Origin of the sequence: Microbacterium keratanolyticum, assembly GCF_016907255.1 — a bacterium.
GTDB lineage: Bacteria > Actinomycetota > Actinomycetes > Actinomycetales > Microbacteriaceae > Microbacterium > Microbacterium keratanolyticum.
The window spans coordinates 1818120-1834706 of sequence record NZ_JAFBBQ010000001.1 but is presented as its reverse complement, the minus strand read 5'-3'; the positions used below and the strand labels follow the sequence as shown (position 1 = coordinate 1834706).

At 68.4% G+C, this 16587-nt stretch carries 13 protein-coding genes and 1 riboswitch; of the genes, 5 read left to right on the top strand and 8 right to left on the bottom strand.

Annotation, left to right across the window (positions count from 1 at the left end; translation table 11 throughout):
* The first annotated feature begins 15 nt into the window (after positions 1-15).
* The gene (locus tag JOD62_RS08785) at positions 16-750 is read left to right on the top strand and encodes an ankyrin repeat domain-containing protein (RefSeq protein WP_239526611.1); all 735 of its coding nucleotides are present in this window, start codon (positions 16-18) and stop codon (positions 748-750) included.
* Between the two features lie 6 nt (positions 751-756).
* On the opposite strand, the gene JOD62_RS08780 is transcribed toward JOD62_RS08785, so the two are convergent.
* On the bottom strand, positions 757-1587 hold the full coding sequence (locus tag JOD62_RS08780) for an SDR family oxidoreductase (RefSeq protein WP_204938915.1): 831 nt from the start codon (positions 1585-1587) through the stop codon (positions 757-759).
* Positions 1588-1663: 76 nt separating this feature from the next.
* Positions 1664-2425, bottom strand: coding sequence for an SDR family NAD(P)-dependent oxidoreductase (locus tag JOD62_RS08775; RefSeq protein ID WP_204938914.1), 762 nt, complete (start codon positions 2423-2425; stop codon positions 1664-1666).
* Positions 2426-2550: 125 nt separating this feature from the next.
* Here JOD62_RS08775 and JOD62_RS08770 point away from each other — a divergent pair, with 125 nt between their 5' ends.
* Positions 2551-2910, top strand: a complete 360-nt coding sequence (locus JOD62_RS08770) for a DUF488 domain-containing protein (RefSeq protein WP_204938912.1) — start codon at positions 2551-2553, stop codon at positions 2908-2910.
* Positions 2911-3009: 99 nt separating this feature from the next.
* Entirely contained in the window at positions 3010-3735 is a 726-nt protein-coding gene (locus JOD62_RS08765; RefSeq protein WP_204938911.1) for an aminoglycoside 3'-phosphotransferase, read from the top strand.
* Positions 3736-3821: 86 nt separating this feature from the next.
* Here the strand turns inward: JOD62_RS08765 and JOD62_RS08760 are convergent, their stop codons facing one another.
* The 3 genes from JOD62_RS08760 to JOD62_RS08750 form a co-directional block, all read right to left on the bottom strand.
* The gene (locus JOD62_RS08760; RefSeq protein WP_204938909.1) at positions 3822-4634 is read right to left on the bottom strand and encodes an energy-coupling factor transporter transmembrane component T family protein; all 813 of its coding nucleotides are present in this window, start codon (positions 4632-4634) and stop codon (positions 3822-3824) included.
* Entirely contained in the window at positions 4631-6097 is a 1467-nt protein-coding gene (locus tag JOD62_RS08755; protein ID WP_204938908.1) for an ABC transporter ATP-binding protein, read from the bottom strand. The genes JOD62_RS08760 and JOD62_RS08755 overlap by 4 nt, the downstream gene beginning before the upstream one ends.
* 2 nt (positions 6098-6099) lie before the next feature.
* Positions 6100-6723, bottom strand: a complete 624-nt coding sequence (locus JOD62_RS08750; RefSeq protein WP_204938907.1) for an ECF transporter S component — start codon at positions 6721-6723, stop codon at positions 6100-6102.
* Positions 6716-6825: riboswitch (TPP riboswitch) on the bottom strand. It overlaps the preceding gene by 8 nt.
* A 76-nt stretch (positions 6826-6901) precedes the next feature.
* Between JOD62_RS08750 and JOD62_RS14880 the strand changes: the two genes are divergently transcribed.
* The gene (locus JOD62_RS14880; RefSeq protein ID WP_204938906.1) at positions 6902-8425 is read left to right on the top strand and encodes a D-alanyl-D-alanine carboxypeptidase family protein; all 1524 of its coding nucleotides are present in this window, start codon (positions 6902-6904) and stop codon (positions 8423-8425) included.
* A 70-nt stretch (positions 8426-8495) separates the two neighbouring features.
* Here the strand turns inward: JOD62_RS14880 and JOD62_RS08740 are convergent, their stop codons facing one another.
* The 3 genes from JOD62_RS08740 to JOD62_RS08730 form a co-directional block, all read right to left on the bottom strand.
* On the bottom strand, positions 8496-10685 hold the full coding sequence (locus tag JOD62_RS08740; protein ID WP_239527130.1) for an ABC transporter ATP-binding protein: 2190 nt from the start codon (positions 10683-10685) through the stop codon (positions 8496-8498).
* Between the two features lie 44 nt (positions 10686-10729).
* Positions 10730-12457 carry an ABC transporter ATP-binding protein gene (locus JOD62_RS08735; RefSeq protein ID WP_204938903.1) on the bottom strand — a complete coding sequence of 576 codons (1728 nt, stop codon included), beginning with the start codon at positions 12455-12457 and terminating at the stop codon, positions 10730-10732.
* 161 nt (positions 12458-12618) lie between these two features.
* Positions 12619-13710, bottom strand: coding sequence for an enoyl-CoA hydratase/isomerase family protein (locus tag JOD62_RS08730; protein ID WP_271171489.1), 1092 nt, complete (start codon positions 13708-13710; stop codon positions 12619-12621).
* A gap of 184 nt (positions 13711-13894) precedes the next feature.
* Here JOD62_RS08730 and JOD62_RS08725 point away from each other — a divergent pair, with 184 nt between their 5' ends.
* Entirely contained in the window at positions 13895-16567 is a 2673-nt protein-coding gene (locus JOD62_RS08725) for an ABC transporter ATP-binding protein (protein ID WP_204938901.1), read from the top strand.
* Positions 16568-16587: the final 20 nt, after the last annotated feature.

The following is a 16587-nucleotide window of genomic DNA, read 5'->3' as shown; positions in this document are numbered from 1 at the left end:
TGGTACACCTGAGCTATGAGACTTCGACGGATGCTGCTCGCCGCAGCTTTCACGGCTGCGCTGACGGGTCTGGCCTCCTGCGCAGCATCCGCCCCTGAACCGACGGCGAGCACCTCGTCGACCCCGCGCGCGAGCGCGACCCCGATCGCCGAGGAGAACCCCATGGCCACCACCGACCTTTTCACCGCCGCTGCTGCTGGCGACGCCGACGGTGTCCAGGCGGCGATCGATGCCGGAGCCGATCTCGAAGCGCGCGGCGCAGAAGGCATGACGGCGCTCGTGGCGGCGACGAAGTCCAATCACATCGAGGCAGCGCGCGTGCTCATCGAGGCGGGTGCCGATGTGAACGCCAAGGACGACATCCAGGACTCCGCCTACCTCTACGCCGGAGCCCGCGGGCACAACGAGATCCTGACGCTCACCCTCGCGAACGGCGCCGACCTGGCGAGCACGAACCGCTACGGGGGCACCGCCCTCATCCCCGCATCCGAGCGAGGTCACCTGCAGACCGTGCAGATCCTGCTCGACGCGGGCGTCGACCCCGATCACATCAACAACCTCGGGTGGACAGCCCTGCACGAGGCGATCGTGCTCGGCGACGGCTCGGCCGTCTACGTCGACATCGTTCGCGCCCTCATCGCCGGCGGCGCAGACGTGACGATCCCCGACGGCAACGGCGTGAGTCCGCGCGATCTGGCAGCGAACAGCGGCTATGACGCGATCGTGACCGAGATCGACCGGGCTGGCTGAGCTCCCTCAGAGGAAGATGTCCGGGAACAGCCGATCGTCGGGGGTGCCGGGCACTGCCGCGTACTTCGCGAAGTCGGTGACGCCCTCAGCCTCCAGCACGTCCTCGACGATCAGCGTCTGTCCCGTGTAGTCACGGGCAGGCTTCGTGAGCACGGCATGGGCAGCATCCGCGTAGATCTCGGGCGTGCGGCTCGCCGCCATCACCCGATCCCCGCCGAGCAGGTTCTGCACGGCGGCCGTCGCGATCGTCGTGCGCGGCCAAAGGGTGTTCGCGGCGATGCCGTACTCCGCGAAGTCGGCGGCCAGGCCGAGCGTCGCCATCGTCATGCCGAACTTCGCCAGCGAGTACCCCGTGTGGGCACCGAGCCAGCGCGGCGTGATGTTGAGGGGCGGCGACAGCGACAGGATGTGCGGGTTCGGCGCCTCTTTCAGGATCGGCGCCGCCGCGCGCGACAGCATGAACGTGCCGCGCACGTTGACGTCCTGCATGAGGTCGTACTTCTTCGCGCCCAGGTCGAGCGAGCGAGAGAGGTCGATGACGCTGGCGTTGTTAATGACGATGTCGATGCCACCGAACTCGCCCTGCGTCTTCAGCACGGCCTCGGTGATGTCATCGTCATCGCGCACATCCCCGACGATCGGCAGCGCGCGACCGCCCGCCGCACGGATCTGCTCGGCGGCCGTGTGCACGGTGCCCTCGAGCTTCGGGTGCGGGGTGTCGGTCTTCGCGAGCATCGCGATGTTCGCCCCGTCGGCCGCAGCGCGCAGCGCGATCGCGAGGCCGATGCCGCGGCTTCCGCCCGACATGAGAATGGTCTTTCCTGCCAGCGTGCTCATGTTGATGCCTTTCAGCGTTCGAGGAGCGATGTTGTGGGGTGTTCGGCGCGAATGTGGGTGAACATCGCTCCTTCAATCATTTCGGCGCCATGCGGATCGCGCCGTCGAGGCGGATCGTCTCGCCGTTGAGGTAGCCGTTCTCGACGATCGACTGCACGAGCGCGGCATACTCCTCGGGCTTACCGAGCCGCGACGGGTACGGCACCTGCTCGCCGAGCGAGTCCTGGGCCGCCTGGGGCAGCCCCTTCAGCATCGGGGTCTCCATGATTCCGGGGGCGATCGTGCAGACGCGGATCGCATAGCGGGCAAGTTCGCGCGCGATCGGCAACGTCATCGCATGGACGCCGCCCTTCGATGCCGAGTATGCGGGCTGGCCGATCTGGCCGTCGAACGCCGCGACGCTCGCGGTGCTGACGATGACGCCGCGGTCGCCCGTCGCATCTGGGTCGTTCTTGGCAATGATCGCTGCGGCCTGCGAGGTGACGTTGAACGTTCCGACGAGGTTGATGCGGACGATGCGCTCGAAATCGGCGAGTACGGCGGGGTTGCCCTCGCGGTCGAGCACCTTGGCGGGAGGGGCGATGCCGGCGCAGTTCACGACGATGCGCAGGGGTGCGGCGGCCTGCGCGGCAGCGACGGCCGCGTGCACCTCGTCGACGCTCGTGACGTCGGCAGGCACGAAGACGCCGCCGAGTTCGGCGGCGATGTCAGCCCCCGGCGAGGAGGGCAGATCGACGATGGTGATGTGCGCACCTGCGGCGGCGAGTCGTCGGGCCGTGGCGAGGCCGAGGCCGCTCGCGCCGCCGGTGATGAGTGCGCCGGATCCCTGGATCTGCATACGTGTTCTCCTTCGAAACGTCGTGCGACGGGGTTTCAGCATACGCGGTTCTCAGTTTCATCTGATTCACTCACGCTGCAGAAGATCGCCTGGATTTCACGCCCCGATAAGGGAATGCTGGCGATATGGAACTGCGTCGCAAGCGAGCCTACGACACCGTTTCCGCCGATGACGGTTTCCGCATCCTGGTGGATCGCCTGTGGCCACGCGGCGTCTCGAAGGAGCGCGCCGAGATCGATTTCTGGGCGAAGGACACGGCCCCGACCCCCGAGCTGCGGCGCGAATGGCACGCCGCGCCGGACGCCGACTGGAACGTCTACGCCGACCGCTACCGCGCACAGCTGGAGGGCGACTCCGCGGACGCGCTGCGCGAACTGGCGGACATCGTGCGGCAGCATCCGCGCGTCACCCTCGTCTATGCGGCTCATGACCTCGAGCACAATCACGCCGTCGTGCTGGAGGAGGCGCTGCGGGCGCTGCTGTAGGCGCCCGTGCCCCCGCGAGAAACCATTTCCCGCACGAAACACGACGTGTGCCATGGTTTCTCGCGCAGAATATGGTTTCTCACGGGCTAGGGTCGTCCGGTGAGCATTCCCGTCCCGTCCCTGCCCGTCCCCGCGCTCGTGCGCCACCTTGCGGGCGACGCCGCACTCACCCCTGTATGGGAGAACGGGATCGGCGGGCTCACCTTCCGCACCGACGACGGGCGCTACATCAAGTGGGGCCCGCACGATCCCGAAGCGAGCATGCGCGACGAAGCTGAGCGCATGCGATGGGCGCGGCACTGGATCACGGTCCCCGAGGTGCTCACGCAGGGAGAGGATGCCACGCACGAGTGGCTCGTGACCCGCGCGATCCCCGGGTACAGCGCCGTCGATCCGCGATGGAAGGACGAACCGGCGACGACGGTGCGCGCCGTCGGCGAAGCCCTGCGGATGCTGCACGACGCTCTTCCCGTCGACGAGTGCCCCTGGGAGTGGAGCGTCGCCAGCAGAATCGCGCGGGCAGAAAGCTGGGGTGCCGAGATTCCGGATGCCCTGCGCGACGCCCCTCCCATCGACAAACTCGTCGTCTGCCGCGGCGACGCCTGCCTGCCGAACACTCTGCTGGACGACGCCGGGCGCGGCACCGCGCACGTCGATCTCGCCGCTCTGGGAACCGGCGACCGCTGGGCCGACATCGCCGTCGCCTCGATGAGCACCCTGTGGAACTTCGGCCCCGGGTGGGAAGACACGCTCATCGAGGCCTACGGCGTCGAACCCGACCGTGAACGACTCGCGTACTACCGCGACCTGTGGAACGCCGGCTGACGACCGTTCAGCGCCGGGAACTGCTGCCGGCGGATGCAGCACGATCGACGTCGCGCTGCCGGCCGGCCTGAGGCCCCTGCCGTCACCTATCCCGCGACGGACGGGCCCAGGATGAAGTTCCAGGTCCCGAAGACGACTGCCGCCGAGAGCGCAGCAGTCGGGATCATCACCGCGACCAGGAGCAGGATCGTGTCGCCGCGACCCCACCGGGACGGACGCGCCCACGTGCGTCGACCGCGTCCCCCGAAGCCGCGGGCCTCCATGGCGGTCGCGAGCGACGAACCACGGCGGATGGCGAGGACGAAGAGGGCGAAGGCCATGCCCAGGCCCCTGCGGATGCGCCCCTCGTCGGCGACGCCCCGTGCGCGACGGGCAAGCGCGAGCGCCCGCCAGTCGTCGGCGAGGAGACCGAGCATCCGGAGCCCTGCGAGCGCACCGATCACGAATCGTGCGGGCAGGCGCAGACGCTGAGCGAGATCGTCGGCAAGGTTGGTCGGGTCGACGGTGGAGAACAGCACGACGGCAGGCAAGCCGATCGCCAGCACGCGCAGGGCTGTCGCCGCCGCGAGCGAAAGAGATCCTTCGCTCACGCGCATCACGAGCCACTCGAAGTAGATCGTGCCGCTCGTTGCGCCGTACAGCGCGATCGTCGCGGCACTGAGGGGGGCAGCGATCCAGAGCACGGCGGTCCGCAGCCAGAACTCACGCGGGCGCAGACCCGACATCAGCAGCAGCGGTACAGACAGCAGCAGGGCGACCGACGCCGAGAGCACGTCGATCGACAGGATAAGCGGTACCGAGATGAGCAGCGCGGCCGCAAGCTTCGCGAGTGCGCTGCGTGGCGCAATCGGTCCGGTGCGCACCACACGGCCGGTGTCGTGCGAGAGCAGGTCGGTCATGCCCCCACCTCAATCCGACGCGCGTGCAGTGCACGCAGCACCTGCTCATCGTGCGAGATCACCACGACGGCGGCACCCTCGTCGCGCAGACGGGCGATGATGCCGACGAGTTCCGCCCAGGTCTTCGCGTCCTGCCCGAACGTCGGTTCATCCAGTACGAGCACACGAGGGCGCGTCGCGAGGGCGGCGGCGACCGTGAGTCGGCGCTTCTCGCCACCGGAGAGCGTGTACGGATTCGCGGCGGCGAGTGCGGTGAGCCGCAGACGCTCGAGGAGGTCATCGACGCGCGCGTTGACTTCGTCCTCGGGCAGGGCGAGCGCCCTCGGACCGACCGCCAGCTCCTCACGCACCGTGCGCGCGAGGAGCTGGTGCTCCGGGCTCTGTAGCACGGTGCCGATGCGCGTGAGCAGGGCACGCGAGGTCCATCGGATCGGGTCGCCCTTGGCACCCTCCGCTAAAACCGCGGATGCCTCGACCCGCCCCGTCTCCGGTGCGATCAACCCGGCCAGGGTGAGACCGAGCGTCGACTTCCCGGCTCCGTTGCGGCCGACGATCCCGATGGCCTCGCCCGCGCGCACGGTCAGCTCGAAGGGGCCGGCGACCGGAACGCCGCGTCGCCGCGCCACGACGAGGTCACGCGTGCGCAGCAGCTCCTCCCCCGGTGTGGCGGCGGGCGGGGGCGGAACGGCGGGCGGATGCCCCGGCACCCACACTCCCGCAGCGGCGAGTTCTGCTCCCCGGGCGCCGAGCACGGCCTTCGGCGTGCCATCCGCGTGCACGACCGTCGTCTCGCCTTCCGTCCCGAGCACGATCACCCGATCGACGAGATCCAGCCAGGCGTCGATGCGGTGCTCGATCACGACGAGCGTCGCGCCCGTGGCATCCAATGCCGCCGCGACCGCATCGCGCACCTCGGTGACACCCTCCGGGTCGAGGTTCGCCGTCGGTTCATCGAGCAGGATCGCACCGGGCCGCATCGCCAGCACTCCCGCCAACGCGAGCCGCTGCTTCTGCCCTCCGGACAGCGTGGCGGTCGACCGGTCGAGCGGCAGATCGAGCCCGACCGCGTCGAGCGCAGCGTCCACCCGCGGCCAGATCTCGTCTCGCGGGACGCCCAGGTTCTCGCATCCGAACGCCACGTCGTCCCCGACGCGCTCCAGAATCGTCTGCGTGTCCGGATCCTGCAGAACCATACCGACCCGGCCGTGGGCCTGTGCGGCAGGCACCCCGTCGACGAGCAGAGCGCCGAGCTCTTCTCCCTCATCCGCGCCGCCGAGCACACCGCCCAACCCCTGCAGGAGAGTCGACTTGCCCGATCCCGAGGCGCCGAGCAGCAGCACGCGCTCCCCCGGTTCGATCCGCAGCGTCACCTCGCAGAGCGCCCACCGATGCCGGGTCGCATAGCGCCAGCCCCAGGCCTGCGCCTCGAGCGCGGCTGGGGTCGGCGCCGCCGCACCGCCCATGATCAGACCCGGGCGGTGGCCGCCCGCCCGGAGGCGAAGCGGTTGAGTGCACCGGTCGCCGCGAGACCGCGCGCGATCAGCCAGGCCCCGAGGCCCGCGATGAGGGCGCCGGAGACCGTGGTCGAGGCGATGTAAACCGTCGTGAACAGGGTGTCGGCACCCGCGTACCAGAGGATGCGGTCATTGATGCCACAGGCGAGTCCCGCACCGGCACCCGCGAGGATCGCGACCGGCAGACGCCACACGCCGTACAGGAAGATGAGGAAGATCAGCTCGGCGCCGAGACCCTGAACGACGCCGGAGACGATAGTGAGCGGCCCCCACTGGTTTCCGATCAGGGCGGAGATGACCGCAGCGACGAGCTCGGTGTACAGCGCCGCACCCGGCTTGCGGATGATGAGCCCACCCAGCACGCCGGCGATCAGCCACGGACCGGCCAGCAGCCCCTGAAGGCCTGGCAGCAGCGGCTTGAGCAGGGTGCTCGGCGCCTCGTATCCGACGTTCCAGAGCAGGAAGATCACCGCACAGGCGACGGCGATGACGCTCGCGACGACGATGTCGACGACGCGCCAGCGCCAGAGTTCCGGACGACCGAGGCCGAGACGTGTGGGCGTGACAGTAGACATTGTTTCTCCTCCCTGCGCTGGCATGACCCAGATCAGGTTCGACGGTCGAAGCGCTTTTCGCTTCCTCTCAGCCCGGATCACCGGACTCCCGTGGTGTTGAGGTCATCATATCCCGCCGCGCATGGCCGCAGACCGCGCGTGCAGACGACACAAGGGACACGTCCATTACGTTAGGACGGTGACCACCGACACTCCCGAGGCTGCGGCTGACCCCGCAGCTGCGCCTCGCATGGACGCTCCCGCCAGCGCCGATGCTCCCGGGACCCGCGCCGCGCTGCGCGCGCAGCAGACGGGAGAGTTGCCGACCCTCGTGCCTGCGGGCCCACCCGCAACCGCCCCGGCCTCTGCCGGACGTCCCGCGCTGAGCTGGATCGACGTCGCTGCCGTTGCGGCAGGCTCCACGCCCACGCCGCCGGCTCCCCTGACCGGCGCTGCCGCCGGTCCCGCGCTGACCGCCGGGGCTCCGCGGCGCTCGTTCCTGCGATCGGGAGTCCTGCCGCCGCTCGCCGTGTTGGCAACGACCGGCATCGTCTATGCCTCCGCCATGGCGCTCTGGCCCCTACACGAGGTGGCGCCGACGATCGACGCCGCGACCTACGCACCCGAGTCCGCCGCACTCGCGACCATCACGTGGCCGGCCGTCGGCAGCGCCGCTGTGGGGATCGAGGGCCTCTCTGCCGTGGCGTCAACGGAGGACGCGGCGCCCATGGCCTCGATCACCAAGGTCGTCACGGTTCTCGCCGCGCTGGAGCGCATGCCGCTCGGCCTGGGTGAGCAGGGACCCTCGTTCGCGTTCACGAGCAATGACAGCGAAGTCCATTGGGACTACCGGCGTGATGACCAGTCGGCACTCGACGTGCCGATTGACGGGACGCTCACTCAGTACCAGCTGTTCCAGGGCATCCTGCTCGGGTCGGCGAACAACTACGCCGATCGCCTGTCGGACGACATCTGGGGTTCCGATTCCGAGTTCGTGATCGCGGCAACGGCGTGGCTCCGCGATCGCGGAGTCACCGACATTCAGCTGGAGAACCCGTCCGGCATCGGCTGGGGCAACACGGCGACGCCGCGCGCGCTCCTGCAGCTCGCCGCTCTCGCGGAGAGCAACCCCGTCATCGCGGAGATCGTGGCGACCAAGGAGGCGGATATCCCCGGTGCGGGTCTCGTGACCAACACGAACAAGCTCGTACTGGAGGATCCGGGCGTGATCGGTGTCAAGACCGGCACAATCGGCGAAGATCCGGACATTCTCTACAACCTGCTGTCCGCGAAGGACATCGAGATCGATGGGACGACCGTGCGCGTGTACGCGTCCGTACTCGGGCAGGCTGATGGTGAGCAGCGCGTCGCCGCGAGCCGCTCGTTGTTCACAGAGGTCGAGGCCGCGCTGAAGGCGCAGCCGCAGACTGTCGCGAAGGGCGACGTGCTGGGCACGGTGCGGACGATGTGGGGCGCGGAGGTCCCCGTGGTCGCTGCGAAGGATGCCCGGGTCGTGCTGTGGAACGGTGCGGTCGCATCGACGGCGGGCTCTTACGCTCTCGGGGAGGACTGGACGCAGGGCGCGGATGCGGGGTCGCTGACGGTCACGGGCCCCCTCGATGACACGACGGTCGCGGCGGAGCTTGCGGAGGACATCGATGGCCCCTCCTTCTGGTGGCGACTGACCCACCCGCTGGAACTTCTGGGAATCGACGCACAGTAGCCGCATACGACAGCGGGTCCGCCCCCCGAAGGGACGGACCCGCTGTCGCGTTGGTGTGTGCCGGAGCGGCTCAGGCGCCGGTCGGGCTCTCGCCCCTGCCGCCGGATGGGGACGTCTCAGAGGCGGCGACCCCGACTTGCTCGACATCGACCGCGTCGCCTGCGACCAGAACCGGTGCCGACTCCGTGAGCGGATCTTCGACATCGGACGCCTGCTCGAACTGCGACTGGTACAGACGCCAGTAGGCGCCCTTCGCGGCGATGAGCTCTTCGTGGTTGCCCTTCTCGACGATGTCGCCGTGCTCCATCACGAGGATGAGGTCGGCGTCGCGGATCGTCGACAGACGGTGCGCGATCACGAAGGATGTACGGCCCTCTCGCAGCGCCGCCATGGCGTGCTGCAGCAGCAGTTCGGTGCGGGTGTCGACGGCGCTCGTGGCCTCATCGAGGATGAGGATCGAGGGCTGCGACGCGAACGCGCGCGCGATCGTGATGAGCTGGCGCTCGCCGGCCGAGACGTTCGAGGCGTCCTCTTCGAGGACCGTGTCGTACCCCTCGGGCAGCGAGTGCACGAAGCGATCGACGTATGTCGCCGCGGCAGCCTGCTGGATCTCCTCGTCGCTGGCCGCCTCGTTGCCGTACCGGATGTTGTCACGGATGCTGCCCGCGAACAGCCACGGGTCCTGCAGCACCATGCCCGTGCGCGAACGCAGGTCGTGGCGGGTCATCTCGGAGATGTCCTGCCCGTCGAGCAGGATGCGCCCGCCGTTCAGTTCGTAGAACCGCATGATCAGGTTGACGAGCGTGGTCTTGCCCGCCCCCGTCGGTCCGACGATCGCGACGGTCTGCCCCGGTTCGACCCGGAACGAGAGGTCGCGGATGAGCGGACGCGCAGGATCGTACGCGAACTCGACGTGTTCGAACTCGATGACGCCACGGCCACCTGTCACAGTCGGCGCGTTCTCGGCATCCGCGTCCTGTTCCTCGGAGTCGAGGAAGTCGAACACGCGCTCGGCCGATGCGGTACCCGACTGCACGACCGCTGCCATGCCGCCCAGCTCGCTCAGCGGCTGGCTGAACTGCTGCGAATACTGGATGAACGCCTGAACGTCACCCAGGCGCAGGTTGCCGCCGGCGACCATGAGGCCACCGAGCACGGCGATGCCGACGTAGGTGAGGTTTCCGACGAAGGTCATCGCGGGCATGATGATGCCCGAGAGGAACTGCGCCTTGAAGCTCGCCTCGAAGAGCTCGTCGTTCTCGTGCTGGAAGCTCTCGAGGGCTTCCTTCTCGCGTCCGAACACCTTCACGAGCGCGTGACCCGAGAACGCCTCTTCGACGCGGGCGTTGAGGCGACCGACCTTTCGCCACTGCAGGCCGAAGGCCTTCTGCGAACGCGGACCGATGATGCCGAAGATGACGCCCATGAGCGGCAGAGACACCAGGGCGACCAGGGCCAGCTGCCACGAGATCGAGAACATCATGATCAGGACGCCGACGACCGTGAGAACCGCGGTGAGTGCGCCGGACAGCGACTGCTGCATGGTCTGCGTGATGTTGTCGATGTCGTTCGTGACGCGCGAGATCAGCTCACCACGCTGCACCTTGTCGAAGTACGACAGGGGAAGACGGTTGATCTTCGCCTCGACGTCTTCGCGCAGGCGCCACATGGTGCGGACCATGATCACGTTGATGACGTAGCCCTGGATCCAGCTGAGCAACGCCGACGCGACGTAGATCGCGAGCACCGCGATGATGATCCAGCGCAGGGCTTCCAGGTCGACGCCGGCGCCGACCGTGAAGTCCTTCATCGCGCCGATCATGTTGGCGAAGTCGTCTTGCCCCGCGGAGCGGAGCATCTCGACGACCTGCGCCTGCGTCATTCCCTCGGGAAGACCGGGCACGCCGTCGGGGAAGCCGGGCGTCCCCTTGGGCAGACCCGAGGCCAGCACGTTGGACATGAAGCCCTCGTAGACGATGTTCGTCGCCTCGCCGAGGATCTTCGGTGCGATCACGGCCAGCACCACGCCGATGGCGCCGAGCAGGGACACGAAGCCGAACCACCATGCGGAGGGCTTCAGCAGCCCGATCATCCGCTTGAAGCTCGGTCCGAAGTGATCGGCCTTGCCAGGGGCGGGGCCGTCGAACATGCTGCCGCCCTCGAGGCGCGCCTTCTCGGCGAGCTCGGCTTCTTCCAGCTCGGCGGCGGTCAGGGGGACCGCGGGAACCGTGGCTCCGGAGCCGGCGCGGGCTGCCGCCATGCGCTCGCGCCGCGCGGCCTTCTTCTCAGCCTTGGCGTTCTCGCTCATGCGTCCACCCCCAGCTGCGACTCGACGATCTCCTGATAGGTCTTGTTCGTGGCGAGCAGCTCCTCGTGCGTGCCGACGCCGGCGAGCGTGCCGTCTTCGATCACGACGATGCGATCGGCATCCGTGATCGTCGAGACGCGCTGGGCGACGACGATCTTGGTGACGTCGGGCAATTCCCTCCACAGCGCTTGCCGCAGTCTCGCGTCGGTCGTGAGGTCGAGCGCCGAGAACGAATCGTCGAAGACGAGGATCTCGGGCTGGTGCACGATCGCACGGGCGATCGCGAGACGCTGACGCTGACCGCCGGAGACGTTCGTTCCGCCCTGGGCGATGCGCGTGTACAGGCCGTCGGGCATCTCTTCGACGAAGTCACGCCCCTGGGCGATCTCGAGCGCGGCCCAGAGCTCTTCGTCGGTCGCGTCTTCCCGGCCGTACCGCAGGTTCGACGCCACGGTGCCGGTGAACAGGAACGGCCGCTGCGGCACGAGCCCGATGCTCTTCCACAGCGCGTCGACGTCGGCTTCACGTGCATCGACGCCACCGACGCGCACGGCGCCGCCCGTCACATCGAACAGTCGCGGAATCAGAGAGACCAGCGTCGTCTTGCCCGAACCTGTCGAACCGACGATCGCGACCGTCTCTCCGGGAGCGGCCTCGAAGGTGATGCCGGTGAGCACCGGTGCCTCCGCACCCGGGTAGGTGAACTCGACGTTGTCGAAGGCCACAGCCCCCGGCGTCGGGAACGCGGTGACGCCGTGCTCGGGGCGCTCCATGCTCGAGGTCGCGTCCAGCACCTCGCCCACACGCTCGGCCGACACGGCCGCACGCGGGATCATCATCGCCATGAAGCTCGACATGATGACGCCCATCATGATCTGACCGATGTACTGCATGAAGGCGAAGAGCGTGCCGACCTGGACGCCGCCGTTGTTGATCTCGATGCCGCCGAACCAGATCACCGAGACGATCGTGACGTTGAGGATCAGCATGAACAGGGGGAAGAGCAGCACGAACAGCGAGCCGATCTTGCGACCGAGGATCATGAGGTCGGTGTTGGCGTCGCGGAATCGGTCTTCTTCGATGCGCTCGCGCACGAAGGCGCGAACCACGCGCACACCCGTGAGCTGCTCGCGCATGATGCGGTTCACACTGTCGAGCTTCTTCTGGTTCGAGCGGAACAGAGGCACCATGCGACCGATGATGATGACCGCGACGATGAGCAGCGCGGGCACCGAGACGGCGATGAGCCAGCTCAGTCCGACGTTCGTCTGCACGGCCATGATGATGCCGCCGATGGCGAGCAGCGGCGCGGTGACGAACATCGTCGCGCCCATCATGGCGAGCATCTGCACCTGCTGCACGTCGTTCGTGTTGCGAGTGATCAGGGAGCCGGCACCGAACTGCGAGACCTCACGCTCGGAGAAGCCGCTCACGCGCGAGAACACGTCAGCGCGGATGTCGCGCCCTGCGCCCATCGCGGCGCGAGCCGCGAAGTAGGTCGCGATGATCGACGCGATGATCTGACCGAGCGAGATCATCAGCATGAATGCGCCGTGCGACCAGATGTAGCCGATGTCGGCGACGGCTACGCCCTTGTCGATGATGTCGGCGTTCAAGCGGGGAAGGTAGAGCGATGCCATGGCACTCGCGAACTGGAAGACCAGAACGGCGAGGAGCAACCATCGGTATCGCGTGAGATATCGGACGAGAAGTTTGGCGAGCACGAGCGCACTTCCTCAATCAGCATTCGGCGGGCCGAAAAATGGCCACGACATAGGGTGCCACGCACCACCGACATTCGCCTATGGAGAAGGTAAACCTTCGCTGTCAGCGAAACGATGTGCATGCTTCGCAACGCCGGATCGGCGTGCCCTATTCCCGCAGTTCAGTCCCAGAGCGGGAGCGCCGGCACGAACGAACGCGCTCCGGCACCGGCATCTGCAGCGAGCTCAGCGATCGTCGCCGGCTGCCACTTCGGATCGCGGTCCTTGTCGACCAGCTGCGCGCGGATTCCCTCGACGAGATCCGGATGCTGCTGCACGAACCACATCACCCGGCGGTACTCCCCCTCGAGCGCGTCGCGCAGCGTCGGCAGCTCCCGCGCCTCGCGCACCGCGTCGAGCGTGACGGCGACTCCGGTGGGCGAGAGCTCGCCAAGCAGGTCGACGGCTGCGGATGCATCATCCGCGGTCGATTCCCGCAGTCGCTCCACGATCTCGGCAGGCGACCCCGCAGCGAAGGCCTCATCGATCCACTCGGCGCGGGCCTGCGCCAGCGGCGAGGCATCCGGAGTCTCATCGAACAGCAGCACGATCTCGGCGGGCCCGGCCGGATCGGCGCGGAAGGCGAGCGCCTCGCGCAGCGCCTCCAGGTTCTCGGAGGGCACGTAGTAATCGGCGAAGCCCATGTAGAGAGCGTCCGAGGCGGTCATGGTGCGGCCGGTCATCGCGAAGTACTCGCCTAGTCGCCCCGGGGCCTGGGCGAGCAGACGAGTGCCGCCCACATCCGGGGTGAAGCCGATGCGCGTCTCGGGCATCGCGAGCTTCGAGCGTTCCGTCACGATGCGGATCGTCGCGTGCCCGGCGACGCCGATGCCACCGCCCATCGTGATGCCGTCGGCGATCGTGACGATCGGCTTCGGGTACTCGGCGATCGCCGCGTTGAGCGCGTACTCCTCCCGGAAGAACTGCGCGGCGTCCTCTGCCTGCCCGGCACGCACGTAGTCATAGAGGGCGCGCACGTCGCCCCCGGCGCACAGCCCACGTTCGCCCGCACCGTCGATGTACACCAGCTGCACGTCGGTGTCATCGCGCCACGCGTCCAGCGCGTCGCGCAACGCGCGGATCATCCCGATGTCCAGGGCATTGAGCGCCTCCGGCCGGTTCAGCGTGATGCGCCCCAGCGAGCCCTCAGCACGAGTGAGCACCCGAGGAGCGGAAACGGGCGAGCGGTCACGGGCGTCAGCAGCAGCGGTCACGAGAGTCACGTTACCCCGGGGTGCTGCGGGCGCCCGCCGCATCCGATTCCTGCATCGTGTCCGAGAACCGCCCTCTCGGACGTCATAGAGCGGTGCAATCAGGCGAAATGCACCGGGAGAAACCACGTTTTCCACCGGGTTCCGACAAGATAGGGTGACACACCCGCGAGTGGAAAGGCCCCGAATGCCCGATGGACAGGTGCTCGAGTTCTCTCGGGTGACGAAGAGCTTCGGCACGATTGCTGCCGTCTCGGACCTTTCAGCCCGCATTGAGCCGGGTGCAGTGACCGGATTCCTCGGCCCCAACGGCGCCGGCAAGACCACTTCGCTGCGCATTCTTCTCGGTCAGATCCGGCCGACCTCAGGCACCGCGACGATCGGCGGCGTCCCCTATTCCGAGCTGCGCCATCCGCTGCGCACGATCGGCGCTGTCCTCGAAGACGTCGCCTACCGCCCGCGCCGCACGGCCGTGCGCCAGCTCACCATGGCCGCGAAGGCCAACGGCATCGCGCTGTCCCGTGTCGATGAGGTCATCCGCCTGGTGGGTCTCGGCGACGACGCGGAGACGCGCATCGGCACCTACTCCTTGGGCATGCGCCAGCGCCTCAGCATCGCCAGCGCCCTGCTCGGCGACCCGGGCGCGCTCGTTCTCGACGAGCCGGCCAACGGACTCGACCCGGCCGGCATCCGCTGGATGCGCATGCTCATGCGCCGTCTCGCCGATGAGGGCCGCACCGTGCTCGTCTCCTCGCACGTGCTGAGCGAGATCGAGCAGGTCGCCGACAACGTTCTGGTCATCTCGAAGGGCCGCCTGGTCTACTCGGACGGCATCGAGCACCTCGTCGATCCGACGTCGGCAGCGGTCGTCGTCGATGCGGAGGACCGCACGGGGCTCGCATCCGCTCTGCACGCGGCGGGCGCCGAGGTGGAGCTTCTGCGCTCCGGTCTGACGGTGCGCGGCAGCGATGCCGCAGCCGTCGGTGCGATCGCCGCCTCTGCCGGCATCGCGCTGACCACGCTTCAGCAGCGCGGCCCGACACTCGAAGACGTCTTCCTGCAGCTCGTGAATGAGGGTCGCCTCGTGCGCACCCAGACGATGGCGGTGCCGGTGCAGCACGCGCCGGAGCTCGATGCCCCGGTCACGGAGTCGGACGAGGCGGATGCTTCGCCGGACGCAGCCACGGAAGCGGTCGCCCCGACGGAGGCTCCTGACGAGACGGATGCGGGCGACGACGCCGAGGCGCCTGCTGACTCCGACGCCGAATCCGCCGCGACCTCGCACGCCGTGATCGACGAAGATGCCGACCTCGCCGAGGACGACGCGATCGCCGCAGCTGAGCTCGGACTCGCCGTTCCTGCTGCCGCGGCGTCGGCGAGCCTCGCAGGCGCAGGTTTCGCAGCGACCGGATTCCCGAACGCGGATGCGCCGGAGACGGACGCAGATTCGATCGAGTCGATCGACGACGCCATCACCGGCGCGGTGGACGCCGCAGACAGCACCGACACGGAGCCCGAGGCGCAGCCTGCGGATGCCACCCCCACGGACGCGGATGCTGCCGCCGAATCCGACCACGTCGCCACCGCCGACCCGCTCGCTGCACTCGTGCGCGACGACAGCGACGCGACAGACGGGCAGGACGAGCCGGCCGCCGACGCAGAGGCGGCTCCTGTCGAGCCCTCGTTCGACGACCTGATCGCCGGCGTCGCGCTCACGGCTCCGGTCGCGCCGTCGGGCTTCGGTACCGAAGTGCTCCTGGACGCCTGGCACGCCAAGGAAGAGTCAGACGACGCGGATGTCATCGCTGACGAGACCCCCATCGCCGGCATCACTCTGAATCTCGAGCACATGTTCGCCACGGCGGAGAACGACGACGCTGCTGCTGCGAGCGACGCCGTCGAAGACGAACCCGTTGAGGAGCAGGCCATCGAGCCCGCTGCGCAGACCTCAGATGAGGCGACGGACGAGTTCCGGTCAGAGGACACGACGCCGGAAGAAGCAGCGGACTTCGACGAATTCCACGTCGAGCTGCCGGTCACCGAAGAATCTGACACCGACGATGAGCCGTCGGACGATGCCTCCGTCGAAGACGACGCCCCTTCCGCCGATGCGGCGCTGCACGCCAACGTCGCACTGACGGCACCGGTGACGGTCGAGGGCCACGAGGGCTTCGACATCCCGGTCCTCGACGACGAGTCCGAGTCCTCTGACACCGAGGATGAGGCTCCTGTCGCCACTCCGCGCGTCACCCAGGAGCCTTCGACCGAGACCGGCAAGGTCGAGGGCATCGAGGTCTTCGACACGCTCGGCGTCGACATTCTCCACCTCGATGAGGACGGCAACATCCAGACCGTGGAGCCGTCTCCGCGGGCCAGCGCCCGCGAGGCCACCGCTTCGGAGCCGTCCGGCAGCGAGGCATCCGACACGGACGCTGACGACAGCAACGACGCCACCAGCGTCGACGACAGCGACGACGCCGCCGATGCCGACGCAGGAGCTGCGGACGCGGATCCGCGCGCCGCCGCGATGAGCGCTTCACTGGCCGCCGCGGCCCGCGCCTACTTCCAGGGCGACGACAGCGACGCCCCCTCGTACACGCCCGGACCGGCGACGGCCGAGGAGGCGCAGGCCGAGAAGGACGCCGCAGGCGAGGAGACCCGCGCCGCGTGGGCCGTCGCGATCACCGGCGTGATCGACACCGTTCCGCTCGCGAAGAGCGACGCGGAAGCGGAAGCGGAAGCGGAAGCGGAAGCGGAAGCGGAGGAAGAGTCCTCCTCAGAGGGCACCGACGACAACGCCGACGAGACGGCGGACAACGCCGAGGAGACCACGGCGAACGACGAGCGTCGCGGCTTCTAGACCGCACCCAGACAGCAAAG

Excerpts from the sequence above, each read along its gene's own strand:
- JOD62_RS08785 (WP_239526611.1), top strand. The coding sequence starts at position 16 with ATGAGACTTCGACGGATGCTGCTCGCCGCAGCTTTCACGGCTGCGCTG.
- JOD62_RS08725 (WP_204938901.1), top strand. The coding sequence starts at position 13,895 with ATGCCCGATGGACAGGTGCTCGAGTTCTCTCGGGTGACGAAGAGCTTC.
- JOD62_RS08775 (WP_204938914.1), bottom strand. The coding sequence starts at position 2,425 with ATGCAGATCCAGGGATCCGGCGCACTCATCACCGGCGGCGCGAGCGGC.
- JOD62_RS08770 (WP_204938912.1), top strand. The coding sequence starts at position 2,551 with ATGGAACTGCGTCGCAAGCGAGCCTACGACACCGTTTCCGCCGATGAC.
- JOD62_RS08740 (WP_239527130.1), bottom strand. The coding sequence starts at position 10,685 with ATGGCGGCAGCCCGCGCCGGCTCCGGAGCCACGGTTCCCGCGGTCCCC.
- JOD62_RS08760 (WP_204938909.1), bottom strand. The coding sequence starts at position 4,634 with ATGACCGACCTGCTCTCGCACGACACCGGCCGTGTGGTGCGCACCGGA.
- JOD62_RS08755 (WP_204938908.1), bottom strand. The coding sequence starts at position 6,097 with ATGGGCGGTGCGGCGGCGCCGACCCCAGCCGCGCTCGAGGCGCAGGCC.
- JOD62_RS08780 (WP_204938915.1), bottom strand. The coding sequence starts at position 1,587 with ATGAGCACGCTGGCAGGAAAGACCATTCTCATGTCGGGCGGAAGCCGC.
- JOD62_RS08750 (WP_204938907.1), bottom strand. The coding sequence starts at position 6,723 with ATGTCTACTGTCACGCCCACACGTCTCGGCCTCGGTCGTCCGGAACTC.